We start from the raw sequence: 24784 nt of genomic DNA on the forward strand, positions 1-24784 counted from the left end.
TGGACGAATGGCAGAAGCTGAGGTGGACCAGGTGGCGGTTCCGCTGGATGACGTGGACCGGAACATCATTGCGGAACTGACCCGGGACGGGCGGATGTCCGTGACGCAGGTGGCCGAGAACGTGCACATCTCGAGGGCGCACGCGTATACGCGGATCGCCAGGTTGACCGGTGAGGGGGTGCTGACCAAATTCACGGCGCTGGTTGACCCTATTAAGGCGGGGCTCAAATCTTCCGCCTACGTGACCCTGAAGGTGAGACAGCATTCCTGGCGTGAACTGCGGGAGCTACTGCGTGCGATTCCGGAAGTGCACCACATTGCCCTGGTGGGTGGGGACTTTGACGTCATCCTGCTGGTGCGGGCCGTGGACAACGTGGACCTGAGACGGGTGATCTTCGACCAGCTGCAGTCAATGCCGGGCGTGCTGGATACGCAGACATTTCTGGTGTTTGAGGATGTGGATACGCGGTAAGGACTGATCCTTATGTTCGGCACGTCTGCTGCCGATCTCAACCACACAAGTCGAATCTAGGTTTGTTGGATTCAAATCCTGCCTCCCAAAGGACAGCTAAGAACATAAAGCGCTCGGAGTCACGTTTCAGCTCGGCGTGAAGGCTCCGGGTAGTATTGGGACATCCGCACGAATATTGCCGTTCTGGAGGCACGCCGCCCGGCAGCCTCGGGCAGCCGAAACAGGGGGACTCCGGTTTGGATCTACGCGACTACATACGCATCCTTCGCCGAAATTGGATCTTGATTGTCGGTGTGACCCTGGTGGGACTTCTCGCCGGGGGAGCCTTCTCCATACTTACGAAACCGACTTATGTCGCAGAGACGCAACTATTCGTATCAATTCAGAACTCAGGTAGCGCTCAAGAGCTTCAGCAAGGAAACAACTTCAGTCAAGCTCGTGTTCAGTCGTATGTGAAGACGGTAGACTCCCCCATCGTTCTTCAGCCGGCGATTGATACTCTCGGTTTGACAGTCTCCGCCGACGAACTGGCCGGCAAGGTGGTCGCCAGCACAGAACTCAGCACTGTTTTGATCAACATTTCTGTATCGGATCAGTCCCCGGTCCAAGCAGCTGCGATCGCTCAGGCCGTCGCGAATAGCCTTGTTCAAGCTGTCGACACGCTCGAGAAGCCAAAGACCGGCGGTACCTCACCTGTTGGCCTATCCATAATTAAACCGGCGAAAGCTCCGGTCTCGCCCTCAGCACCAAATACAAGGCTGAATCTAATTATCGGATTGCTGGCCGGGCTCGTTGTAGGCGTCGGTGGATCTGTCCTTCGGTCTACACTCGATAGCCGAATTCGCGGGGAAGCGGACCTCAGAACAATTACCGATGCACCACTATTGGGTGGCATTTCGTTTGATCAAGATGCGGCACGAAAGCCACTGTTAACTCAAACTGCCCCTCAAAGCCCCCGAGCGGAGTCATTCCGGCAGCTTAGAACCAATCTCCAATTCGCTAACGTGTCGGGACACGCCAAATCAGTTCTGTTAACGTCGTCCCTTCCCGGCGAAGGTAAGAGCACCACCGCGACTAATCTCGCGATCGCCTTGGCCCAGGCTGGAAACTCCGTTTGTTTGATCGATGCGGACCTCCGCCGGCCGATGATCAACGAATACCTCGGGCTGGATCGAAATGCAGGGTTGACGACAGCGCTCGTCGGCGCAGCGGATGTAAACGATCTCCTCCAGCCTTGGGGCGATGAGAACCTTTACGTACTTACGTCCGGAGTGATACCGCCAAACCCAAGTGAGTTGCTTGGCTCTGCACAGATGAAGGACCTAATCCTAAGGTTGGAACACGCCTTCGATGCAGTCATTATCGATGCACCCCCGCTGCTTCCGGTGACTGACGCTGCTGTTCTCTCGCAACACGTTGGGGGCGTCGTCTTGGTAGTGGGTTCTCACAAACTCCGACACCACGACCTTGAAAAATCGCTCAATGCCCTTGAACTCGTCGGATCGAAAGTACTTGGCCTCGTACTGAACCAATTACCAGTCAAGGGTCCGGATTCATACTCCTACAGCTACTACAGCAATGATTCCGCGCCAAGCGAAAGATCAACATCAAGGACACGGCAAAAAGCGTTAGTGGTCGGTCCCGAAGCATCGAATGCTGCCAATGATTCGCCGTCGACCAACTTGACTCCTGAGCCACTGGAAACGACTGAAGCGCAGGCTGCGAAACGCCTTCCCATAAGCCGACTTACAAACCAGAAGTAGCGCATAGTTGCCATCAGACGATGGGTTCACTGCGCAGTTCCTCCCCCAGTTGAATGGCTCATCGGAGTCAACTGGAATGACGGCTGAGATATGCTGCCTTCCGCGTCGCTGCACCATCCATGGTCGGGCAGTCCGAGGTATCCTATGAGCACCTGCGTACCCGGGCCTCAAGCGCCCTTCTAGGGCGTGCTGGCACCAGCAGGAGAGAGGCCGCAGTGGGCCCTTAGCGGTCGATGGCATAGCGTCGCGCACACCGAGGGAACCAACGCACTTATATAGCCTGCTGTTCCCGATCCACTGGTGCGTTGGCGGCATTGTGACGTCGGAGCGGCGGTAACGCCGACGATGCCGCCGCATGTCAGACGCTGGCTTAACTGGCACTTAGATGAGCGCAAGACGCTGACACTGCCCCCCCTACACGGGGAACCGACGTAAAAGCCTTCTGAAACGTGCGTCGTCGCCACGGCATAGACCCGGCCCCTGGTATTTCAACAAACACGAGGGTGCTGTCTCTCGTCCATTACATCCACCGACCGTGCCGTGTCATGCCCGTCTCGCGGCCCGGCCACGCGACCAGCCAATTGACCGCATCCTCCGGGCGCACCAGTCCGTGTCCGTGACCCTGGCTAGGTTCGCGGTGCCCGGTGGATGGTCCGTGCCGGACCCAATGAGGCCTGCGTCCTGGCGCTGTTCGAAGTGGACGAACTCAGGCAACGGTTGCTGGGCATCGATGAGCACCGGCTCCTGTCCGTTGGAATTCCGTGCCGCCGACTCCAGCTCGTTGATCAGGCATGAACCGTGGATGACTGCCACAGCGGATTTGTGCACCTGCCAGGGGCGAGGTCGTTGACGGCCGGACCACGGTGCGTCGCGGATTTGCACTTCGCCCGCCCATCTGAGTGGCGGCGGGGCATGCGGATCTTGGCGACCGCCCCCGGCGGCAGCGTTCTGGAACGCTTTGAGGATACGACTGGCTTTCACCGCGCCTGCGGTCGCTTGAAATTAATGCGTACGGCAAAATCTTGGCGACCGGCCCCCGGCGGCAGCGTTCTGGAACGCGTTGAGACGACTGCCTTTCACCGCGCCTGCGGTCGCTATCTTTGATGCGTACGGCAAGACTTGCTGACGCCGTGAACGAGGCACCCTCCTGGATGGCGCCCTCTTTGATCTAGCACCTTCTGGATGCGAGACCTCTCGGCTCACGCGCAGACGTACGCGCAGACCGCCGAAACCAATCAGATCCAGGTTGACCAGGCATTCAAAGCCGTTACTTGCTAGGCGACAACACCTACACCGCCACAATAGGCCCACGTAATGCTTAGATCCATCCGGGACAGATTGGATGCAACTGCTAATCTGTCCCGGTGGGGAAACCAATAGAAACAGCGTTTAAGAAACAGGCAATAACACATCGCGTTACAGCGATAACCGGGACTCTTGCAGTGGCGCTCCTCTTGGCCGCCACCCGGTGGGGTTCCTATATCGGGTTTGCCCCTTTGTTCCTGACGGACGTCCTCATCGCCTTGGCTGTCGTGGACCGCGTAGTTCGAGCCAGGCACGGGCGTGCTCGACAACGTACCGGAACAGACCGGAACGACCCAGGACTGATAGTCCTTCTATTTCTGATGCTTGTAGTCGCCCGCGGACTCATGTCCTTCGATTATGCCTTCAGCCTCGTCTGGTTCCGCGACCTCACGCCGTTCCTCTACGGTGTTCTGTCGTTCGTTTCTGCATCAGCCTTAGCCAAGTCAACAAGGGCAGAACAGCACAAGTCGATGAAGTACTTGTGGTGGGCGCTCATTGCGCACCTTACTTGGGTAGCCGCGATAGTGTTTTCGGGCGTTGACACGGAGGCCTTCCCGAGATTTCCGGGCGCCGCCGTTTCGGTCTTCACGCTGAGACCTGACGTGGATGTGGCTGTGATTGGCGTGACCGCCGGTCTCGCAGTCCGGAGGATACTCCTGGGAGAGCGACGGACGACCGCACTGCTGCTTCTTGCGGCGTGTCTCGCAACGGCCACGCAGTTCGGTTCACGCGCCGGCCTTATCTCCGTGGCCGTCAGCATGACTGTTGGCCTCGTCGTCGCATACTCCTCGATAGCCCGCGGTCAATCGAAGCGGACGTTCATCGCGCTGCTGATCCCAGTCATCCTGTTCGGAGGGCTCGCAGGCCTAGCTCAGACGACGGCGGGGGAACGCCTCATCGCATCAACCCTCGGAGTGAGCACCTCAGACACCCATGAGCGTAACGCTCAGGGGACGCAACAGGCCCGCGAGATGGCGTGGGGCGGAATTATCGATTGGACCTTGGCAGACACGTCGAGAGCTTTGGTTGGAAGCGGCTTCGGCAACGACTTCCTCAGCGAGTCCGGGGTTATCCAGTTCCTCCAGGGAACTGACTACACCGGTGTCCGGAGCCCACATAATTGGCTTATGGGAGTGTTCGCCCGATTAGGACTTATCGGTGTGGCGCTTGCCGCTGGGATTCTCTTTCTGCTGATACGGGCAGTCACCCGAGCAAGGCAGCGGATCGGCGAGAACGAACTCCTGTCGGTCGCGTCCCTCATCGTTCTCGGATTCATGCCTATTGCGCTCTTGGGTGTGGTCTTGGAAGCACCTTTCGGCGCCGTACCGTTCTGGTGGGCCGCCGGAATCGTGCTTGCCCTTGGGAGGACAACTCCTCAGGCCAACAATTCCGGTCGGAGTAGGCCGAGGACCCGCCAGGCACGACGAGAAGCGTCGCTACAAAACAGCGGGCTGTAATAGTCCTTGGTCGAACCGCAATCATGAACACCACGACAGTGGATGACACACCTCGAACGGACCTAGGGCCAGTTGCGCCGCCCGCTATGCTTGGGCGCAAGTCGCTCAGATCACCGGGCAATTTCAGCTCAACATTCGATCAATTCCGCGTAATACTTGCTGCCAACGAAATTGCCCACCCTCGATAACTGCGTAGCCTGAATTCAATCAAGTACTCGTCCAACATAAAAACACGTAGCCGCCATGCATCAAACCTATCTAACACATGTATGGACATTGCGGGCCCGGGCGCGACCGTACGTGGGATCAAACTTATTAATGCGAAGGCTTACGCCATACAAAGCTCGGGGCAGCCGGACCTACGTGTCGAGGACTGCGAATTTAAATCGAATATCTCGTACGCTCTATTGAACGAAAGCGCCAGCGCCGTGCGCGCCATATTCAGCAATAATCTCGTCATAGGTAAGCGCGGTGTAGTGATGAAATCGTGCACAGACGGGGTGATCTCAAACAACATCATCGCCCTAGACGGAACGGGCGTGGGCATCGAAGTCTTTGGCGCAACTGCAGCGCGGGCAACTGTGACAGGGGACCTTGTCACCAACCCTTCAATTGGGATCAGCCTTGCCAGCGCCATCTCGTGCGCTGTTACGGGGAATACGGTGACTGGCGCGGCATCCGTCGGCATTGAGAACGCAGAAGGTGCTCCAGGAAATATCATCAGCGGCAACACTGTCGCAGATGGCGCCGGAGCCGGGATTGCATTAACATCTGGCACCGGGGGGCTTGAGCCCCACGTGGAAGTTGTTGTCTCAGGGAACACCATATGCACGATGGGTAGATACGGGATTCAAACGGAGTATGGGGGTAATACGAACATCAACGGCAACACCATTGTGGATACCGGTTCTTACCCCGTCTTCTGCAACAACAGCCCACAGTCAGCGTTGGTTGCGTCGAATGTTATCCGGCAAATCGTCGGTTTGGGGAATGGAGCCATCCGCCTCACCGGCACGGGTCCCCTAATCCGGCTCTTCTCGGTTCGTGGGGAAATTGATTCCCGGATGAGTGTCATGCCGCCGTCCGGACGGCACTTCTCATGAGGATAATCGATTTGTAGTTCCCGGCGTTTCGGTAGCCGCGGGCGGTGCGTTTGATGTGTTTGATGCTGGTGTTGTTTGCCTCGACCTTGCCGGTGGTGGCGCCGGTGACGATGAGGACTTCGATCTCGTTCCACCATCGGCAAACGGTGCGGTAGAGCTTGTTCGTTACCGGCCGTCCTGCCGCGTCCACGAGCACTTTCAGCTCCGCTTTCGCGGCGGCCGCGTCGGCCAGGGAGTCGGTGCGCAGCAGCGCCCTGAGCTGTTCTTTGACCTTCCACACCGCTTGCAGCTTGCCGGTCGCGTCGTCGGCGGCGAAGACCTCCTCCAGCCGGTGGGCTGCCTTCTCGGTGAGTGTGTCGCCGGCGCGCAGGAGCAGCATGCGGTGGGCCCAGGCTTTGTCCACGCCGCGTCCGCGGCGGCCCTTGACCTGCTGGGACAGGTTCTGGCGGGCCTCGGTCGTGGCCTGGTTGCCGAGGGAGACCAGATGGAAGGCATCGACCGAGACGGCGGTGCGGGGCAGCCACATCCTCAACGCCTTGCGGAACGCAGCTGACGGGTCGATCGCGACGACCTGCACTCCCAGCCGCCAGGCCAGCGGGCGGGCGAAGAGCCAGTCCCCGACGCCCCTGTGGTCCCGGCCGTCGACCATGCCTGGGACCTGCCCGGTGTCCAGGTCAACGATGGTTGTCATCCACGGCTCATGCCGGATCCACGTGCTCGACCCCGGGGTCGCGGAAGAATCGCTCGGACCGGAACCGGTGTTCATCGATGCCCAGCATGCGCGGGCTGAGCTCATCCACGTCCGGCGGGGTAAGAAGGCAGGCTTCAGTCAGCGCGGCGCGGACCATCCACCAGGACACCGCGAACGCAGCGGCGGTCTCGGACACGGCCCGACCGGAGCTGATGACCGCATCAACGACGTGGTCCCGGAGCCTGCCGGTGGACCGGGCACGGCGCGGGACCTGGGCAGTGGATTCGAAGAACGAGAGCCGGGAACACTTGGGTTCTTCGCAGTACCAGCGGTACTTGGACCAGAGCACTTCGAGGGCCCCGGCGACGGGGATGTCCCGGATCCGCTGGAAGCGCCGTTCCCCGAGAGGGTAATTCCATAACGGTGTCTTGCCCACGTCGTTGCCATCCCTAAGGCTGCGGCCAGCCGATACTTCGCGATGGTCCCTGGATGGACCCTGCGGAGCAAACAGGTGGCCGCCGCATCACGGCTTCTGGTTCAGTCGCTTTGGAGGATTTCTTGCGGGCTTTGGCCCGCGTGAACAGAGATTTATGGTATTCCCATTACCGTCCAGGAAAGTTCTCATCGCCATAGGCGCAACCACCGACGTTCACATGGCTACGCAGAGACTGTAGACTTCCTCTTTTGTTGGAAAGCCTCACGTAAATTTCTCACGCTCCAACTTTTTAGCGCCTTCAGATATAAGAACGCAGAAATGGGCGGCTCCGAAGGCAAATCTTGGAAGGCGTGACCTTTGGCCTTCAGCCGGAACCGAATCCTTGCCAGCTCGGCATATTGCTCATTGCGAAGTACATAGCGAAGGCTGATCGGTCGGTTCGTCCGATACATCACTAACGGTTCGCTCAGCGTCGCCAGTTTCGTTGTCTGTAACTGTAGGAAGAGGCTGTAGTCCTGAGCACGGCGGCACGACACATCATATCCGCCAGCCGCCAACAGCACGTCCCGTCGAAACATGACCGCAGGGTGAGGTATCGGCATCTTCAAACTTAGCTGCCTCGACACGATGTCAGAAGGATCAGTAGGCCAGCTGCCGAGGGCCGGGCCACCCCAGTCGCCGAATTCCAGCACCTGCGCTGAGACGGCGCCCAAGTCTTCGTCCTCTTGCAGCCGATCGAGTTGCATCCGGAGCCTCTCCGGCATAGAGATGTCATCCGCGTCCATTACTGCAATGAAATCACCCCGGGAGATATCTATGGCGCGGTTGCGGCATGCACCAGATCCCGAGTTTTGATCCATTCGCACCAAAGTTATTCGAGGGTCTCTAAAGCGTTCCGCGACAAAGTCTGCAGTACCGTCCGAAGACGCGTCGTCTACCACTATCAGTTCCCATGTATCCAAGGTTTGACCGAGGATAGATTCTATTGCTTCCTCAATGGCGAATCGGTCGTTGTAAGTGGGCATGATTACCGAAACTTGCGGCGTGGCGAGGCGGTTACTATTCGTCATTTCCCTGTAACGCCGCCTAGCAACTCGGCTTCGACCTGACTCCACATTCGCTCCACCTTCGACTGCATGTGAGCTCGTTGTGTGGCCAGCGCTTCATGTCCCGAAAACTGCAAAAGGTTTTCAAGTCGGCTGCCCACGGAGTCTGGGGCATCGGGCGGGGCGAGCCACTCTTCTACCCCAAATTGACGGAGAACTTCGAGGTACTTGTGCGACCACGAATGCGTAAGTACGGGCGTCCCCGTAGTCAAGGCAGCAATCACAGCGTGGTACCGCCCCGAAACGACAAGCGCGGAGGAAGCGATGTACTCTTTCGTCTCCCAGCCCGTGAGGTCGGCTTTGATCCCGAGACCCGTTTCGACGCGGAGCTGCTGCAATAGAGCCAGGTCCTTTCGACCCTCGTGCAAGACTCCTTCAACTTCCATTCCACGGAATTTCGCCCAGCGGGTCGCTTCAAGCAGGGACTGGAAGTATGCGCCGCGGTCCCCCCTCTCCGCGAGATTCCAGTTAGGGACGATAATCATGCGATTCTCGCGAGGCGCCTTGTGCCAACCAATAGGTTCGCCGATCGTGATGTCTGGCACCGGCTCCTGTACCGTGCCGTTGAGCCCCAGTCCGCGAAGATGTTCCGCTGACACCTCGTCTCGCGGAAAGATCACTTTGAAGTGGCCAAGTGCATCGCGGCACATCGAGGCCAAGGCCGGATCATTGAAAGCCCCGTAAGCCTGCGGCAGCGCAATAACTGGGAGACCGGCGTTGTCCCACTGCTTATACTTCCGAAGGAGCCACTTGGCAGTCTCTGTACCCCAGGCGTCGCCCAGTGCGAACCCCGATGCATCCAAGACGCCGGCGAGTCCTTTTATTCCGACAAACCGATTCGTACGAAACCCCGGGATTATTGAGTCAATCCTATCGATCCTCGGGTTCCCCACGTATTGGACAAGTCCCAATTCGCCAACAAGCGCCGGGTCCACCTGATTGAACGTAACCGCCGGCTGTAGGCCCATCGCTCTTAGCCTGGACGCTGTAGTACGCAGTAGGTGCTCCGCGCCCCGGTTTCCTACATGTCGGTCCCGAACTTCCGCACCATTTATCAGAATCGTTTTCAACGCCATTTAACCAAACCCTCCATAGAGCGTTTATGACTCCGCGGAACTTCCTGTCCCTCAATGCCATAACCGATAGCGATAAGCATGATGACCCGCTCGTCATCCCTAAGTCCCAATGTTTTCGTCATCGCGCGGTTCAGCCGAGGTATTTCCGGCCAGTTGATGCAGCAGGAGCTAAGACCGAGGCTTTCCAGAGCCAATATGAACCCAGTGCTGAACAGCCCACCGTCAACATAAATAGCATGCCTGTCCCGGTGGTGCTCATACCCTCGATGTTGTCCAATGAGAACGCCCAGTAGCGGGATCTGCTGAGAAAAACCTGCGGTACCCATCGGGATTGCAGCGGCAGCCTGGCGAAGAGATTCATCCTCCAGGAGTTCGATCCGGTAGCTCTGCCGATTGCAGGCGCTGGGGGCAGTCAGACCGACGGCTGCCGCTTGCTCCACTAGTTCCCTCGGCACCGGTTCTGGGCGAAACCAGCGCACTGATCTGCGGTGCTCGGCTGCACGGGCCAACGATACGAATGATTCCGTGCCGGACATGGGGGAATAAGGAAATGGAGACAAGTCGCCATCAACCACGGATCGGGCATGCTCGATCCCGTCCCAGCGGACACGAGCCCGGCTGATCCGCTCGTCTGTAGACGCGGCCGTCGCCTCGAAATAGCGAGACAACACATCCCGCGCCCACTGGGCCTCCCCACCATCTGTAATCGTTGAATCCAGAAGGTTGGCGTAGGTGCTGACGGTTCGTCCAATATAATCGGCCGCAAACGTCGAACGCTGGGGCTTAGATATGAGTCCCTTTTCGATCCTATGCACAGAACGGCGCAGGAACATCTGATGATTTCGCGCTTGCTCGCCTATAAAATGCAGAGAATTTCCAGCCAGAACGGCTTTCTTTTCATCGTTGAAGGCACCATTCAGGACGAAATATACGCCACTTCCTAAGAAGTTGGCGGTGGAATGAACTACTCGCGGAAGTATCCGATGCTTCTGTTTCCGAAGTGTGTCAATGAGCTTATGTTTCACTACTTATCGCCTTTCGAGAACAGACTTTTCGGTGGCCCGCCTTATAAACCTCAGAGGCAGAATCAGCGAGCCGAAAGATAATGCAAGGAGGCGGCGTCCCGTTTTGCTCGGTGCCATGCTTAACAATAAAGCGCAGGGATGCGAAAGTGCCGCCGCCAAGGCCGCCCCCAGAAGTCCATAGGTCGGGATCAGAACTATGTTTAGCGCAAGGCAGCAACCAAGCATTGCCAAGTTATTAAGCAAACTCAATCTATACGCTTTCTCAATGATGATAATCCGACTGAGAAATTGTCGTTGAAATAGAAAGAAGGTCGAGATCGCATAAATGGGGATGATACTGGCGGCCTCGGCGAATTCGTGACCATACAGGAAGATCAAAACCGGAGGACCCGCGACGGCCAGCGCTAGGGTCACGACAGCCCCGACAGCCCCAACCAGACGGGAGTTCGAGCGGCATTTCCGCGCGTAGCTATCGGCGCCCGAACTGGCCCTAACTAGCCCGTTGAATATGACAGCGATGAGGCTGTTTGCAACTATGACGGCAGCCTCCACCGGACGGCTGGCGGTGGAGTACTGACCGACTCCGGCTTGCCCAACCAAAAAGCCTACGATGAAAAGATCTGCCCGCTGAGCGAGGGCCGACATGATATTGCTGAGCCAAAGACTTCTTAGTTCCCAGATCTGAATCAAACCGGAACGAACGGAGCGAAAAGCGGCCGGCACGTGCCGGAACTTCGCGCCTGATCCTGGCAACAGCACGAGTTGCCAGAGAGCGGCCTCAATGCCCTGCCAAATCAGGACTCCCGCCAAATCGCCTTGGGAGGCTGCGAGGAGTTTTGGAAGTGCAACTGTGCCTATCAATGCTAATCTGAGCGTCCCGATTGATAGGAAGTGTCCTCGTGCGGTTTTCCCTAGCTCACCGACGTCGAAGCTGCCTATTGCATAACCGGCAAAAAAAACAATGAGTGCACTGAGGTCGATGTCGTTGGCAACATTCAATGCCACCATTGACACTCCACCGACCGCAAAAGTGATCGGAATGAGAATCAGCCGTGACGAAATGATAAGAACCATTGAGCGGCCGTTACCACTGCCGTCAAGAAGCAGGCGGTGAACTGCTGCCCCGGCCAGCCCCCCGACAGAGATCGACTGGAGAATTGCTGCGCCAGCAAGGAGAAGGGACAACGCACCAAGGACATCCGCCCCAGCGCTCCTTCCCAGGAAAATTGTTGCAGCAAACAGACTTACGAGTCGAAGAACGGTTCCGCTGGTTAGGACACCGACTTTAGCAGTGCCCTTTATGTAGACTTTTATGCCGCCGGCAGGCACTTCCTTGGCAGTGCCCGGCACGCTCTCTTTCGATAGCCCACCTCGCTCATCAGTTTTCACGTTGCGGACCAGATTTCACATGCGATTCCGGCTCCAGTAGCACGGGCCGCGAGCCTAAGACGCCGCGAATTCACGCGCCGGGTTTCCTGCCACAACGGCGCCAGCTGGGACGTCTTTAACAACCACAGCCCCTGCGCCTACTTTGGCGCCCTTGCCAATAGTGATGCCACCTATTAATACTGCGTTTGCTCCGACTTCCACACCATCTTCGATCACCGGGCAAGGTCCGTTAGCGACCTTGTTGCCTACTACAACGCCGTTTCGCAGCGTCACATTGGAGCCGATAATCGCGTGATCGTTGATGACTAGGCCAAACCCGTGGTAGATCGTCAGGCCCGGGCCTGTGAAAGTTTTGGGGCGCAGCTCCAAGCCGAGAAGGAATTCGGTCATAAACCTATACACAGCAACAAACGGTAAAGACCGATGCCGTGGTTTGTCATTATCGACCATTAGCCATTGACAACACCGGAAACCGAACATCACCATTTGGGATTTCGGATCATGGGGATTGGCGGCCCTGTCCGATAATATGCATGAACGCAGTTGGCGAATATTGTTTATTCCAAGATTCATCAGGCAACCTTTCGAGCGTCTACGGCGCGTCGATAAATATCCAAAATTCGTTCCAACCATACGTCCGGGGTATACGTTTTCATATAGCGCTCAGCAGAATTCGAGGAAAAGTCATTCCAGCAGCGGTTGACGTCGTCAATCGTCTGCGGCAGGCCATCAGGCTCGGCATAGGTAAGTCCATTCCCATACAGGAGGATGTCATCAGCTGCGCTGTTTCCCTTCCTGGAAACAACCGGCAATCCTACAGCCAACGCTTCAAGATATATGGTCGGCAATCCTTCGGCCCATTGACTCGGCAGGACTAGTCCTTTGGCCGAGGCCAACTCTTCCAGGACCACTTCACGGCGAACAGACCCAGCAAAGGAAACGTTGGGTCCGGCGAGGCTCTTCGCTGCTTCCATACATGGTCCATCGCCGAATACTTTCAGTTCAGCCTCGGCCGGCCAGTGTGTCAGAAGGTCGATGATTCCTTTTTCTTCTGTCAGTCGTCCGGCAAACAGCCAGGGGCCAGATCCAAGCGAGACCACGTTTCGGGCATCAACAAAATTGGGAACTATGGAGCAGTTATGAGCAGGAAGGCCTAGGTCTTTGTATGTTGAAAGAGAGCGCGCGGAGAGGAAAATAATTTCGTCGGCTCGCTTGAGGAGTGAATCATTGCGGAGGCCCTTCCGATTTCGAATAGCCAGCGGCAGTGTAGCGAGGCCTGAGCCCTTGTAACAGGCATTGATCACGGCGTGATGTTGCCCCAGGTCCGGACACTTAGTGCACGGCACGCCGGATCTGAATAGAGTTCCCGCGGCGCAAACCGGTCGAAAATTATGAACAGTTGCGATCATAGGGACAGTGCAATCTTCGAGCCACTTCGTTGAGAAGTTCGGAAAAAGGTTGTGCACGTGGACGACGTCGGGTTGGAAGCGGTCGATACTTTCCAAGGGGTCTTCACCACGCCCGGTGGCGACGTTCACAGCGGCTGTCAGCTTGTAGAACCGATTGCTGGCCAACGCGTCTGTGTGGACATCAATGAGTTCCACCTCGTGACCGGCATTTCGTAGCGTTTCAACTTGCATTTGAACGACGTTGTTCTCGCCACTAGGCACCGCTGAGGAATAGAAGCTATGGACGACCGCGATCCTCATCTGGACAAACCGTGTTTGGCTGCAGAAATGAGGAAGACAGAATTTCCCCAAAGATAGCGCTTCCATAGCCGACGCGGCTCGGACGCCAGTCTGTGTAGCCATTCAAGTCCAGCAGCAGACATCCACGCTGGTGACAGTGGCTTTGTGCCAGCTGAGAAATCAAAGGCCGCGCCGACTGCGGCAGCTGTAAACCCCTTGGAAGCCAGCCGCGCAGTTTCGAAGTCCTGCTTCGGAGTCCCTAGCCCCACCCAGACTATGTCCGCCCCTGACGATCTAATCTCATCGTCCTGCTGTTCGAGCTCGGACGTCGACATTGGGCGGAACGGCGGGCTGAATGTTCCAGCAATTTCGACACCGGGGAAACGTGATTCCAAGCTCGTCCGCAGCTTCTCGAGGGTCTCCGGCGTTGAGCCCAGAAGATAATGCTTGAGGGCGGCATCCCGGCCTCGATCCATGACATTTTCGAATAATCCAGGGCCACGCACTTGGTACAGACCCCGCCGAGTAATTGAGCTGAGAACAGAAATCGGCTTGCCGTCAGGGAAATTATAAGTAGCCGAAGTCACGCAGCTTCGGAACGCGGGATCGGTTTCCGCAAGCGCGACGCTGTACGCATTCAGGAAGTGGATATCCGCACCACCGCCCTTGCTGCTGGTGAGATCAATCACAAAGTCAGCTGCGGCGTCGGCGTCCAGCGCGCAGAACGGTATCCCCGCAAAACTCAGCTTATCCATTGTCTCCCCTAATACAGTGGCTGAGCCGGCATATTCGTGGCCAACGGGCCTAGTGCCTCAAGTGACGACCCGTCACGAAGCACCCGCGCTCTCGAATGATTTTAGTGTACCAACTAGCGACCACCAAAAAGTCTGACACGGTGCCCATCTCTAGATGACGGAGCTAAGTAGCGAATCGCATCCGTTGGTTCTGCGTGGGTACACTATGGCTGGGCAGACGTGGGGTAGGCCAGTGAAATCAGACTCCACCCGCGTCGAAAATCTGGCTTCTGATTCTAGGGGGATTCTGCATTGACTAAGCGTGCACTTATTACAGGTATTACGGGCCAGGATGGGTCCTATTTGGCCGAGTTGCTCTTGAGCAAGGGGTACGAAGTGCACGGCCTTATACGCCGGGCTTCCACCTTCAACACGTCGCGGATTGATCACATGTACGTCGATCCCCATGACCCGAAAGCCAAGCTCTTTCTTCACTATGGCGACCTGAGTGACGGAGCCCGCCTTGTGACGTTGTTGGCTGAAATCAATCCCCACGAGGTTTATAACCTCGCGGCCCAGTCGCACGTTCGTGTCTCTTTTGACGAGCCCGAGCACACTGCTGATACAACCGGCGTCGGGACGATTCGGCTGTTGGAAGCCGTCCGCATGTCGGGAATTGAAACGAAGTTTTACCAAGCCTCTTCGTCGGAGATGTTCGGAGCAACTCCTCCTCCCCAGAACGAAGAGACGCCGTTTTACCCTCGCTCGCCCTATGGAGCGGCGAAGGTATACAGCTACTGGATCACGAAGAACTACCGCGAAGCCTATGGAATGTTCGCCGTCAACGGGGTCTTGTTCAATCACGAGTCACCCCGCCGTGGAGAGACTTTCGTTACCCGAAAAATTACCCGGGCTGTGGCTGCAATCAAGGCGGGTAAACAGGACCTCCTGTACATGGGCAACCTCGATGCTGTCCGTGACTGGGGATACGCCGCCGAGTACGTCGAAGGTATGTGGCGCATGCTTCAGGCCGATGAACCAGACGATTTCGTCCTCGCCACCGGCGGGAACTACACGGTTCGGGATTTCCTGCAGATAGCATTCGAGCATGCTGGCCTCAACTGGGAGAATCACGTTCGGTTCGACGAACGCTACCTGCGTCCGACGGAGGTTGACGCCTTGGTAGGAGACGCTTCCAAGGCGCAGCAGAAGCTCGGCTGGAAGGCATCCGTACACACCCCGGAGCTGGCCAGGATCATGGTGGATGCAGACATCGAAGCCCTAAAACACGCCGGAAACCACTGGATTGACAGCGTAGACCTCGCTAGCTGGAAGAACTGATGACGGAGCTTACATCCTTCACGCCGGCCAGGCTCGATCGGTCGGCTACGTTCTTCGTCGCTGGTCACCGCGGTCTGGCAGGATCGGCTGTCTGGAGAAACCTCGAATCCGAGGGATTCGTTAATCTAGTCGGTCGTACCTCGCAAGAGCTTGACCTGAAAAATCGCGAAGCAACCTTCGATTTCTTCGCTGCCGTGAAGCCACGGTATGTCGTCCTCGCTGCTGCGAAGGTTGGTGGAATCCTAGCCAATAACACCTACCCCGTGGATTTCTTGAGTGACAACCTTAGAATTCAGGTGAACGTTCTCGACGCGGCACGGGAGCATGGTGTCGAACGGCTACTCTTCTTGGGATCATCCTGCATTTACCCCAAGTTTGCGGAGCAGCCCATCCGCGAGGACTCGCTGCTCACTGGACATTTGGAACCAACCAACGACGCTTACGCCATTGCCAAGATCGCCGGAATCATGCAGATCCAGGCTGTCCGCAGGCAATACGGATTGCCTTGGATTTCCGCAATGCCGACCAACCTATACGGACCCGGGGACAACTTCTCGCCCGAAGGTTCGCATGTGTTGCCTGCGCTCATCCGTCGGTACGACGAAGCAGCTAGGTCAGGGACCAAGACTGTGACCAATTGGGGTACCGGATCGCCCCGAAGAGAGTTCCTCCATGTCGACGATATGGCGGCTGCTTGTCTGCACCTGCTAGAGAACTATGATGGCCCGTCCCAGGTAAATGTAGGGACGGGAACAGATGTCACGATCAAAGAATTGGCTGCGTTCGTGGCTTCAGCAGTCGACTACGAGGGCGACATTTCTTGGGACGACACGAAACCGGACGGGACGCCGCAGAAGCTCCTGGACGTCTCCAAACTGGCTGATTCAGGTTGGTCAGCATCTATCGGTCTCGAAGAGGGAATCCGTGCGACTGTGGAGTGGTACCGCGAGAATCGCGCATCGATCCGGAGCTGACGGCATCAGCCGTTTGCAGTTCCGAACAAGGGAAACACAAATCGGGGGGCTCGGATGAGTGGAGACGCGGATTGGCGCATGCGGTCTTCTCGTCTTTTGGGGATTGTTGACGCGTGCGTCGTGGTTTGGGCAGTTGTCGGCGCCTTCATAGTCAGATTCGGGTTGGAGCCAGACTTCGTTGTTTCCGGGCAGGAATTCACTTATGCCTGGCTATCCGTGGCATTGGCCATTGTTTGGTGGTTCATGCTTGGTGCCTGGAACAGTCGTCAGAGTCGAATACTTGGGGCTGGACCTGACGAATACAAACGGGTGGCAGCAGCCTCGCTGTGGCTATTTGGACTCGTGGCTATTGTGTCGTACGTGCTGCGTGTGGACACTGCCCGCGGCTATGTCGGTATCGCTCTGCCAGCCGGTCTGGCCGGACTCCTACTCGCCCGCTGGCTCGTTCGCCAGCATTTGAACGTGCACCGGCAGTTGGGCCGGAGTATGTCACGTTTGCTTCTGCTGGGCGGGCCGAGTGCCGTCGCGCATCTGGCATCGTCTTTGGTCGGCGCCAAACATGCGGGATATCTTCCCGTAGCGGCTTATACGCCTGGGGCTAACGACGTGCTGTCGGTTGAACCAGAATCTGGACTTCCAGTTCTCGGATCAACAGCCGACACGAAGTCAATATTAAGGGCCATTGATGCCTGCCAGGCCGATGCTGTAGCCGTTTCGGCGGGAGTTCAGCTTCATCCCCAAACCCTGCGACATTTAGGATGGGAATTGGCCTCCCGCAATGTCGGTCTAATTATGGCGCCCGCGCTAACAGACATCGCGGGTCCTCGAATTCACACGCAGCAAGTCGCCGGACTACCTCTGATCCACGTCACAACACCCACCTTGGAAGGCGGGCAGCGAGTAGCCAAACGTCTGTTTGATGTTGTGGTATCGGGCGTCCTCATAGTTCTTTCAGCACCGCTCATGGCAATTCTTGCCATCCTCGTATGCATAGACAGCCGCGGACCAATTCTGTTTAGACAGGAAAGAGTGGGGATCGAAGGCGCTCATTTCGGCATGCTCAAGTTCCGTTCGATGGTAGTCGACGCTGAACAACGACTCGCTGAGCTCGCCGACCGCAACGAGGGCAGCGGCGTACTATTCAAAATCAAGAACGATCCGCGTGTGACAAGAGTGGGCGGATTCCTACGAAAATACAGCCTCGACGAACTACCACAGCTCTTCAATATCTTCGCCGGATCTATGAGCCTCGTTGGCCCGCGCCCTCCATTGCCACGAGAGGTTGAGGCATACGAGCACGACGTGCGGAGGCGTCTCTTGGTCAAACCTGGGCTTACGGGTCTGTGGCAGGTCAGCGGACGTTCCAATCTCTCTTGGCAGGACTCGGTCCGCCTTGATCTCTACTACGTTGAAAACTGGTCTCTGGCAGGCGACCTGGTAATCATCCTTAGGACCGTTCGCGCTGTGTTTCACAGCACAGGTGCCTACTAATCATTTTCAAAGCCGGACGATCGCCCTGTTTGGGAAGGAATTTTTCACCATGCGTATTTCAGTAATAGGTTGCGGCTATCTGGGAGCCGTTCACGCTGCATGTATGGCTCAGCTCGGCCATGACGTGGTCGGAATCGATGTGGACCAAGGAAAAATCGATGCCCTGTCAGACGCGAAAGCGCCGTTTTACGAGCCGGGTCTCGAGGCTCTCCTCGAAGAAGTGCAGGCGACCGGGAGACTTTCGTTCACGACCGATATGTCATCCGCAGCGGGCAGCGATATACATTTCATTTGTGTGGGAACACCACAGAAAAAGGGTGAGAACGCTGCGGACATGACCTACGTTGATGCCGCGGCAGCATCCCTCATGAAGCACCTCTCGCCCGGAGACGTCGTCGTTGGCAAATCAACGGTACCTGTGGGCACCGCCGCCAGGCTTGCAGGACTGCTGCGAACTTTCGAGCCCAGTGCTCACCTCGTTTGGAACCCCGAGTTCCTCAGGGAAGGCCATGCGGTGGCCGACACTCTGAGCCCTGACCGCTTTGTATACGGGGTCGAAGACGGATCTGAGGATCACCCGGCGGTCGCTGTTCTCGATGAGGTATATGCAGTTCCTTTGTCGGCCGGAACACCACGTTTGGTGACCGACCACCCCACCGCTGAACTGGTCAAGACCGCAGCTAATTCATTTCTAGCCACGAAAATCTCATTCATCAACGCGATGGCGGAGCTGTGCGAAGCTGCGGGGGCAGACGTTACGCGGTTGGCTGACGCGATTGGCATGGATGACCGTATCGGCCGAAAATTTCTAAATGCAGGAATCGGATTCGGCGGAGGATGCCTGCCGAAGGACATAAGGGCCTTCATGGCGCGGGCCGGCGAACTCGGCGCTGATCAGGCACTCACTTTCCTAAGGGAAGTCGATGCAATCAATATGCGTCGCCGTTCACGCGTCGTCGAACTGACCCGCGAGCTTTGCGGGGGCATGCTATTGGGTAAACGAATTACGGTCTTGGGTGCGGCTTTCAAGCCTGAAAGCGACGACGTCCGCGATTCGCCCGCGCTTAGCATCGCCGCGCAGCTCCAGCTTCAGGGCGCCGTCGTGACGGTGACCGATCCCAAGGCGTTGGCCAACGCCGCGAAGCGGTTCCCTGAGCTGCAGTACGAGGCGGATATCGACAAAGCAATCACAAATGCTGACGCCCTGCTTCTTTTAACGGAATGGCAGGAATATCGAAGCCTCGACCCATATGAACTAGGAAGTCGAGTTTCTTCACTGCAAATACTTGACGGTCGCAATGTGCTTGACCCAGCCAAGTGGCGAGCAGCAGGCTGGACGTATCGCGGTTTGGGGCGTCCCTGACGATGCCGCATTCTGAGGGCGAGACCGAGGCGCACCACCGCCGGGGCCAAACGAATAAAGGATCAAGCAGGAGGCGGCTTGGCCGTCGCGTCGCGGTCATGTCCGCTTTGCTAGTCACTATCGTGACGTTGGTCGTCGTTGCCGCGGCTTTGCTGGGTTCTAGGGCCAACACAGTCAAGAACGAGCTCGAAGCCACGACACAGCTGATACCGGTGCTGAAAGAAAACATCGCTGGTGATAACCCGGAAGAAGCTACAGCAACTGTCGGCAAGATTCGTGTCCACGCGGCTGCGGCACGTGAGGCAACGGGCGACCCACTTTGGACTCTTGCGTCTGCCTTGCCCGGATTGGGCACGAATTTCAGCGCAGTGACAGAAGTCGCCCGAGCCGCTGACGACGTTGCCACGCTGGGTGCATCCCCTTTGGTCAAAGTCTTCAGTTCGCTGAACTGGGACAGTCTGATTCCTGGTGCTGCCGGCACGAACTTGGAGCCGATTCAAAGTGCATCTCCTAGCGTTGCCTCCGCCGCTCACGCGATCCGAGTCTCCGCGGAGCGGCTGGAAAGGATTGATGCGGGGAGCCTGCTCCCCCAGGTCGCTGACCCCTTGACGCGAGCACGCGAGCAGCTTCAGGCTTTGACCGGAACACTGGATGCATCGGCGGACGCTTCCCAGGTGGCTCCTGGAATGCTCGGAGCCGATGGCCCCCGCAAATACTTGCTTATGATCCAAAACAATGCCGAAGTCAGGGCGTCCGGAGGCATCCCAGGAGCGCTAGCCGTTCTCACTGTCGACGACGGCAAACTCACTTTGGGTGAGCAAAGCAGTGCGAATGCGGTCGGCGTAATGTCACCAACGGTGCCCGTAGACGCGGAACAGCAACAGATCTATTCCGGACGCCTCGGTAAATACATGCAGGATGTAAACCTGACCCCCGACTTTCCCACGACCGCCACCACTGCGCAAGCCATGTGGGAGAAGAAAACCGGACATCGCGTGGACGGTGCTATTGCAATCGACCCGGTGGCTCTGGGCTACATTTTGGACGCGACGGGGCCCGTGAGACTAGCCAGTCCAGATCTTGTTGCGTTGGCTGGCAGTGGCTTGCCGACGGAACTGAACGGGAAAAACGTTGTCCCTACACTGCTCTCAGACGTTTATGCCAAGATTGAGCAGCCCGAACTTCAAGATGTGTATTTTGCTGGCGTGGCGCAGGAAGTCTTCTCTGCGCTGGCTGGGGGTCAGGGAGATGCGAAAGGTCTCATCGAAGGCATTGGTCGCGGTACGACAGAGGGCCGAATCCTCATGTGGTCTGGCAAATCTAATGAGCAGTCGGTTCTCAGCAAATACCCCGTGAGCGGTTCAGTTTTGGGTCCCAGGGTCTCGCCGGCACAGTTCGGGGTCTACTTCAACGACGGTACCGGTGCAAAGATGGATTACTACGTCAAGCGCACCGTCCAACTGGTTGAGGAATGCACCGGTGATGAGTACGGCCAGGTCAAGGTACGGGTTACGAGCACTAATACAGCCCCTGCGGACGCGGCGACATCATTGCCCGAGTACGTGACCGGCGGCGGCGCCTTTGGAGTCCCGCCAGGAGCCGTCCAAACGAACGTCATTGCGTACGGACCAGCTCAAGCAAACGTAGATACTGCAGTGGTCGACGGCAAAAAGACGGACTTCGCGGCGCACAGACACAGCAACCGGCCCGTCGGATCCGTAACTGTCACTTTAGCGCCGGGCCAGAGCAGCACCGTAGAACTGACATTCGGAAAGATTGTCCAACACACAGAACCTAACTTGGTTGTCACGCCGACTGTCCAGCCTGTCAAGGACGTAATACTGGCTACGGAAACTGCACAGTGCGTTCCGGGGAAGTAGACATCCCGTTAACAGTATGTAAAGCGACTGGATTCACTTTGGTAACAGGCGTCACTGGGTGCTACCTTTTAGTCGGGCACATCATCAGAGATTTCACCCAAGGTCAGTCGGGGACCGGAATCTCCACAAAATCACGCGACACACATCGTTTACGGTCTCAGGGGGACTCATGAAGAAATCATTCGCGGCAATTGCGCTTGCAGGATCCATCGCGCTTCTTGGCGCAGGGCCATCAATGGCGGCGCCCATGTACGCGGCCCCGCCGGCCAACGCCGCCGTATCTGACGGAACCGTCGGCCCGGGCGAGCAGTTTGTCTTCCGCGGCAATGGCTTCCTTGCCGGCGAAGGCCTGACCATCACCGTAACTCCGGGCAACCCGCCCGCAGCAAATGGCTCCAGCGTCTCCAACGGCAGCCGCACCGTGCCAACCAAGATCACCCTGCCGCTGGCACCGCAGAGCTTTTCCACCACGGCTGACGCCAACGGTGCCTTCGCTTTCCCGCTGACCATCAGCGAGGCCGGCACCTACACCCTGACCGCAACGGGCCAGACGTCCGGCAAGACCGCAACCGCGGTTGTCACCGTTGAGGGTTCAGCTGCAGGCACCGGCGGCGCACCGCTGGCAAATAGCGGCGCCGGCCTGGCCGACACCGGCGCCGACGCTAGCCTGCTGCTTTGGTCCCTTGTTGGCGCAGGCGCTCTGGCTGCCGGCGCAACCTCGGTAGTTGTGGTTCGTCGCCGCGCCAAGGCTGAGGCCGCAGCGTAAGGCTAAACCAACAAGCACCAAAGAGGGTGGGTGGCGCTCCGGAAACGGAGCGCCACCCACCCTCTGCTTTTAAGCTTCAACCCCCGGGCCCACGAAATATGCTGTTGAGACACCAGAACTACGGGGGACAATGATGCGGACCAATTACGCAGGGCGTTGGAAAAAGCCGGCCACCTGGCGGGGAGTCCTCGCAGCCATAATGGTGCCCCTGGCACTGATAGCCTTCTGGCCAACCCCCGTGGACCGGCCCGTCAGTAGTGAACTCGCCGCCTTCCTGAAATCCATCCACTCACTCGGATTTCCGCGCTGGATCAACTACCCCCTAATCGAGGCGACCGCAAACGTTCTGCTCTTCTTTCCCCTGGGCTCTGTTGCCGCACTGGCGTTCCCTACCAAGCGATGGTGGCATGTCGCGGCCTTCGGACTCCTCATATCAGGCTGCATGGAGCTGGGGCAACAGCTTTTTCTCCACGATCGGTTCGCAAGCCCGCTGGACCTTGTCACCAATACGGCCGGCTGTGTCATAGGTGCATTGGCAGTCCGGGCTGGCGCCCGGGTGCTAAAACGCCGACAGGCTCACCGCCAATTGACGATGAGCCTGCCGAAAAACAGTCTGTGATCTTGCCTATTCGTTCACGAATTCCTTCATCCATGCCTTGAGGTCTTCGCCGAAGTCGACGCGCTCCGAGGCAATGGAAATAACCGCCTTGATGTAGCTCAGCTTGTCTCCGGTGTCGTAGCGGCGCCCACGGAACACCACGCCATACACTCCCCCGCCCTCGCCGTCGGACGTTGCCAGAGTCTGCAGAGCGTCCGTCAGCTGGATTTCACCGCCGCGGCCCGGCTCAGTCTCTTCCAGCACGTCAAACACGGCCGGGTGCAGCACGTACCGGCCAATAACGGCGAGGTTGGACGGAGCTTCGTCCACAGAGGGCTTCTCCACCAGGCGGTTCACCCTAAAGTAATTCTCGCCTTCCACAGGAGTGATGTCCGCACAGCCGTAGGCGCTGATCTGCGACGGATCCACTTCGATCAGTGCAACAACAGAGCCTCCGGTCTTGGCGTGCACGTCGATCATGGTGCTGAGCAGCTCATCCCGCTCGTCTATAAGGTCATCACCCAGGAGGACAGCGAACGGCTCATCCCCCACGTGCTGGCGGGCGCACAGCACAGCGTGCCCCAGGCCCTTCGGGTCGCCCTGGCGCAGGTAATGCAGCGGGGCGAGGCTGGAGGCGTGCTGGACGGCCTCCAGCTTCTCCACGTCGCCCTTGAGCTCCAAGGTGTGCTCAAGGGCGGGCGCCCGGTCAAAGTGGTCCTCCAGGGCCCGTTTCTGGCGCCCGGTGATCATTAGGAGGTCCGTCAGCCCTGCTTTGACGGCTTCTTCCACCACGTACTGGATTGCGGGCTGGTCAACAACCGGCAACATTTCCTTCGGCATCGCCTTGGTGGCGGGCAGGAAGCGAGTTCCCAGTCCGGCAGCAGGAATGACGGCTTTTTTCACGGATTTCCCCAAAGTCATAGCTGAACCATACAAATCCTTTGTGGAAACTGGCAATTCATTGCTGAGATTACGCGGCTGATGGGTACCCCTGCCCATCGCGGTGCCCTCATCTTTCGTACATACTTCTGGTTGCAGCTTTCACAAATATTGGGGGACATCTTGAACAACGACCAACAGCCTGGCGAACCGCAGCAGCCGGAACACAACGGATGGCAGCAGCCCGGTCAGCAGGACCAGCCGGGATACCAGGGACCGCCGACACATGGCCAGCCGCCCTATCCCCCGCGCGCGGACCAGTACCACGTCAACCAGTCGCCCTACGGCGACCCCGGACAAGGCCAGTACAACCAGCCTCCGTATGGCCAGCCGGGACCGGGACAGTTCGGCCAAGCCCCGCCCAAGGGCGGCTTCCCCGTCTGGGGCTGGGTTGCAAGCGGCGTGGGTGCCGTGGCAGTCCTGGCAGTGGCCGGCGTGATGGTGCTCGGCGGCCTCGGTTCAAACAAACAACAAGAAGCGGCTCCTGGTCCCACAGAGACCGCGGGCAGTTCGGAGTCGGCCGGGGCCACCGATGGTGCCACTGGCGAATCTTCGGCCGCAGGCTCCGGCGAAGAAGACCTCTACATCTTCCAGGACGCCGACTTCACCTCGGCGCCGGTCTGGTCCACCAAAATGCCGGAAGGCTGGACCATGTCAGAGGTGAAAGGCGGGACCATTCAGTACCGCAGCAAAGAGAGCCCCTGCAACTTCACCACGCACCAGGCCATCCTGCCTCCCCGCGATGAAACCACTGACGAGGAAGCCACCAAAGCCTCGATGCAGCTCGAAATCGACGGCATCAAATCGACGGTGGGAAAGCCGGTCACCGTGGTGACCGACGCGGACTCGCTCTACACCAAGCTGCGGAATGCCGATGGCCGCGTCATCGAAATGCAGGAAGCGGAGCTTCGGTTCAAGAACAAGAGTGACGTGGACGTGGTGTACCGCATCGCCGTGCGCTCCATGCCGGCCGGCGACGGCCTCATGGAACTCATACTCGCCTGCCCGGCCAACCTGCCCACGGAATCAGACCTGTGGACGGAACTGACAGGCAGCGTCACCATGGTTGACGATCCGGCGGCTTAACATGAGGCTCGCTCCTAATTCCGAGCACTATTCATGAGTCTCGGCGCAGTATTGTCCTTCTTGTTCTACAAGAGCAAACTGTTCTGATTGGCGCCAGTCAC

The 24784-nt window shown here is 57.9% G+C and carries 23 protein-coding genes; 13 read left to right on the forward strand and 10 right to left on the reverse strand.

Going from position 1 to position 24784, the window contains the following annotated elements; all coding sequences use genetic code 11:
• Positions 1-7: 7 nt before the first annotated feature.
• The 5 genes from AC1MDG_RS16275 to AC1MDG_RS16295 all read left to right on the forward strand — a co-directional run bounded on the left by AC1MDG_RS16275 (position 8) and on the right by AC1MDG_RS16295 (position 6100).
• Positions 8-472: an Lrp/AsnC family transcriptional regulator gene (locus AC1MDG_RS16275; protein ID WP_479805153.1), complete on the forward strand. Its 465-nt coding sequence runs from the start codon at positions 8-10 to the stop codon at positions 470-472.
• Positions 473-708: 236 nt separating this feature from the next.
• Entirely contained in the window at positions 709-2235 is a 1527-nt protein-coding gene (locus AC1MDG_RS16280; RefSeq protein ID WP_479805155.1) for a tyrosine-protein kinase domain-containing protein, read from the forward strand.
• Between the two features lie 648 nt (positions 2236-2883).
• Entirely contained in the window at positions 2884-3030 is a 147-nt protein-coding gene (locus tag AC1MDG_RS16285; RefSeq protein ID WP_479805157.1) for a hypothetical protein, read from the forward strand.
• A 569-nt stretch (positions 3031-3599) separates the two neighbouring features.
• Positions 3600-4997 carry an O-antigen ligase family protein gene (locus AC1MDG_RS16290; RefSeq protein ID WP_479805159.1) on the forward strand — a complete coding sequence of 466 codons (1398 nt, stop codon included), beginning with the start codon at positions 3600-3602 and terminating at the stop codon, positions 4995-4997.
• 269 nt (positions 4998-5266) lie between these two features.
• Positions 5267-6100 carry a right-handed parallel beta-helix repeat-containing protein gene (locus AC1MDG_RS16295; RefSeq protein ID WP_479805161.1) on the forward strand — a complete coding sequence of 278 codons (834 nt, stop codon included), beginning with the start codon at positions 5267-5269 and terminating at the stop codon, positions 6098-6100.
• Here the strand turns inward: AC1MDG_RS16295 and AC1MDG_RS16300 are convergent.
• From AC1MDG_RS16300 to AC1MDG_RS16340, 9 genes are all read right to left on the reverse strand, one after another.
• On the reverse strand, positions 6069-6791 hold the full coding sequence (locus AC1MDG_RS16300) for an ISL3 family transposase (protein ID WP_479805163.1): 723 nt from the start codon (positions 6789-6791) through the stop codon (positions 6069-6071). The two genes, AC1MDG_RS16295 and AC1MDG_RS16300, sit on opposite strands and share 32 nt — an antisense overlap.
• A gap of 7 nt (positions 6792-6798) precedes the next feature.
• Entirely contained in the window at positions 6799-7227 is a 429-nt protein-coding gene (locus AC1MDG_RS16305; RefSeq protein WP_479805165.1) for a hypothetical protein, read from the reverse strand.
• Between the two features lie 221 nt (positions 7228-7448).
• On the reverse strand, positions 7449-8297 hold the full coding sequence (locus tag AC1MDG_RS16310; RefSeq protein WP_479805167.1) for a glycosyltransferase family 2 protein: 849 nt from the start codon (positions 8295-8297) through the stop codon (positions 7449-7451).
• Entirely contained in the window at positions 8294-9409 is a 1116-nt protein-coding gene (locus AC1MDG_RS16315) for a polysaccharide pyruvyl transferase family protein (protein ID WP_479805169.1), read from the reverse strand. Before AC1MDG_RS16315 ends, AC1MDG_RS16310 begins: the two co-directional genes overlap by 4 nt.
• Positions 9400-10434 carry a nitroreductase family protein gene (locus AC1MDG_RS16320; RefSeq protein ID WP_479805171.1) on the reverse strand — a complete coding sequence of 345 codons (1035 nt, stop codon included), beginning with the start codon at positions 10432-10434 and terminating at the stop codon, positions 9400-9402. Before AC1MDG_RS16320 ends, AC1MDG_RS16315 begins: the two co-directional genes overlap by 10 nt.
• Before the next feature lie 3 nt (positions 10435-10437).
• Positions 10438-11823, reverse strand: coding sequence for a lipopolysaccharide biosynthesis protein (locus tag AC1MDG_RS16325; RefSeq protein WP_479805173.1), 1386 nt, complete (start codon positions 11821-11823; stop codon positions 10438-10440).
• A 54-nt stretch (positions 11824-11877) separates the two neighbouring features.
• Positions 11878-12396 carry a serine O-acetyltransferase gene (locus AC1MDG_RS16330; protein WP_479805175.1) on the reverse strand — a complete coding sequence of 173 codons (519 nt, stop codon included), beginning with the start codon at positions 12394-12396 and terminating at the stop codon, positions 11878-11880.
• Entirely contained in the window at positions 12396-13532 is a 1137-nt protein-coding gene (locus AC1MDG_RS16335; protein ID WP_479805177.1) for a glycosyltransferase family 4 protein, read from the reverse strand. The genes AC1MDG_RS16330 and AC1MDG_RS16335 overlap by 1 nt, the downstream gene beginning before the upstream one ends.
• Positions 13529-14266: a WecB/TagA/CpsF family glycosyltransferase gene (locus AC1MDG_RS16340; protein WP_479805179.1), complete on the reverse strand. Its 738-nt coding sequence runs from the start codon at positions 14264-14266 to the stop codon at positions 13529-13531. Before AC1MDG_RS16340 ends, AC1MDG_RS16335 begins: the two co-directional genes overlap by 4 nt.
• Before the next feature lie 291 nt (positions 14267-14557).
• Here AC1MDG_RS16340 and gmd point away from each other — a divergent pair, with 291 nt between their 5' ends.
• From gmd to AC1MDG_RS16375, 7 genes are all read left to right on the forward strand, one after another.
• Positions 14558-15586: a GDP-mannose 4,6-dehydratase gene (gene gmd / locus AC1MDG_RS16345; protein WP_479805181.1), complete on the forward strand. Its 1029-nt coding sequence runs from the start codon at positions 14558-14560 to the stop codon at positions 15584-15586.
• Entirely contained in the window at positions 15586-16560 is a 975-nt protein-coding gene (locus tag AC1MDG_RS16350; RefSeq protein WP_479805183.1) for a GDP-L-fucose synthase family protein, read from the forward strand. The genes gmd and AC1MDG_RS16350 overlap by 1 nt, the downstream gene beginning before the upstream one ends.
• Positions 16561-16614: 54 nt before the next feature.
• A complete protein-coding gene (locus tag AC1MDG_RS16355; RefSeq protein ID WP_479805185.1) occupies positions 16615-18051 on the forward strand; it encodes a sugar transferase in 1437 nt (478 codons plus the stop codon).
• Positions 18052-18100: 49 nt separating this feature from the next.
• A complete protein-coding gene (locus tag AC1MDG_RS16360; RefSeq protein ID WP_479805187.1) occupies positions 18101-19414 on the forward strand; it encodes a UDP-glucose dehydrogenase family protein in 1314 nt (437 codons plus the stop codon).
• A gap of 122 nt (positions 19415-19536) precedes the next feature.
• The gene (locus tag AC1MDG_RS16365) at positions 19537-21294 is read left to right on the forward strand and encodes a DUF4012 domain-containing protein (RefSeq protein WP_479805189.1); all 1758 of its coding nucleotides are present in this window, start codon (positions 19537-19539) and stop codon (positions 21292-21294) included.
• A gap of 169 nt (positions 21295-21463) precedes the next feature.
• The gene (locus tag AC1MDG_RS16370; RefSeq protein WP_479805191.1) at positions 21464-22060 is read left to right on the forward strand and encodes an LPXTG cell wall anchor domain-containing protein; all 597 of its coding nucleotides are present in this window, start codon (positions 21464-21466) and stop codon (positions 22058-22060) included.
• Positions 22061-22298: 238 nt separating this feature from the next.
• A complete protein-coding gene (locus AC1MDG_RS16375) occupies positions 22299-22679 on the forward strand; it encodes a VanZ family protein (protein WP_479805193.1) in 381 nt (126 codons plus the stop codon).
• 6 nt (positions 22680-22685) lie between these two features.
• On the opposite strand, the gene galU is transcribed toward AC1MDG_RS16375, so the two are convergent.
• On the reverse strand, positions 22686-23579 hold the full coding sequence (gene galU / locus AC1MDG_RS16380; RefSeq protein ID WP_479805195.1) for a UTP--glucose-1-phosphate uridylyltransferase GalU: 894 nt from the start codon (positions 23577-23579) through the stop codon (positions 22686-22688).
• Between the two features lie 141 nt (positions 23580-23720).
• On the opposite strand from galU, the gene AC1MDG_RS16385 reads away from it, so the two are divergent.
• Positions 23721-24683, forward strand: a complete 963-nt coding sequence (locus AC1MDG_RS16385) for a hypothetical protein (protein WP_479805197.1) — start codon at positions 23721-23723, stop codon at positions 24681-24683.
• Positions 24684-24784 lie beyond the last annotated feature (101 nt).

This window comes from Arthrobacter sp. AIWTK1 (assembly GCF_056680535.1).

What these genes read in the sequence shown, in the direction of transcription:
- AC1MDG_RS16275 (WP_479805153.1), top strand. Translation starts at nt 8, where the DNA reads ATGGCAGAAGCTGAGGTGGACCAGGTGGCGGTTCCGCTGGATGACGTG.
- AC1MDG_RS16285 (WP_479805157.1), top strand. Translation starts at nt 2,884, where the DNA reads ATGGTCCGTGCCGGACCCAATGAGGCCTGCGTCCTGGCGCTGTTCGAA.
- AC1MDG_RS16295 (WP_479805161.1), top strand. Translation starts at nt 5,267, where the DNA reads ATGGACATTGCGGGCCCGGGCGCGACCGTACGTGGGATCAAACTTATT.
- AC1MDG_RS16300 (WP_479805163.1), bottom strand. Translation starts at nt 6,791, where the DNA reads ATGACAACCATCGTTGACCTGGACACCGGGCAGGTCCCAGGCATGGTC.
- AC1MDG_RS16310 (WP_479805167.1), bottom strand. Translation starts at nt 8,297, where the DNA reads ATGACGAATAGTAACCGCCTCGCCACGCCGCAAGTTTCGGTAATCATG.
- AC1MDG_RS16315 (WP_479805169.1), bottom strand. Translation starts at nt 9,409, where the DNA reads ATGGCGTTGAAAACGATTCTGATAAATGGTGCGGAAGTTCGGGACCGA.
- AC1MDG_RS16330 (WP_479805175.1), bottom strand. Translation starts at nt 12,396, where the DNA reads ATGAATCTTGGAATAAACAATATTCGCCAACTGCGTTCATGCATATTA.
- AC1MDG_RS16335 (WP_479805177.1), bottom strand. Translation starts at nt 13,532, where the DNA reads ATGAGGATCGCGGTCGTCCATAGCTTCTATTCCTCAGCGGTGCCTAGT.
- AC1MDG_RS16340 (WP_479805179.1), bottom strand. Translation starts at nt 14,266, where the DNA reads ATGGATAAGCTGAGTTTTGCGGGGATACCGTTCTGCGCGCTGGACGCC.
- AC1MDG_RS16350 (WP_479805183.1), top strand. Translation starts at nt 15,586, where the DNA reads ATGACGGAGCTTACATCCTTCACGCCGGCCAGGCTCGATCGGTCGGCT.
- AC1MDG_RS16355 (WP_479805185.1), top strand. Translation starts at nt 16,615, where the DNA reads ATGAGTGGAGACGCGGATTGGCGCATGCGGTCTTCTCGTCTTTTGGGG.
- AC1MDG_RS16360 (WP_479805187.1), top strand. Translation starts at nt 18,101, where the DNA reads ATGCGTATTTCAGTAATAGGTTGCGGCTATCTGGGAGCCGTTCACGCT.
- AC1MDG_RS16370 (WP_479805191.1), top strand. Translation starts at nt 21,464, where the DNA reads ATGAAGAAATCATTCGCGGCAATTGCGCTTGCAGGATCCATCGCGCTT.
- galU (WP_479805195.1), bottom strand. Translation starts at nt 23,579, where the DNA reads ATGACTTTGGGGAAATCCGTGAAAAAAGCCGTCATTCCTGCTGCCGGA.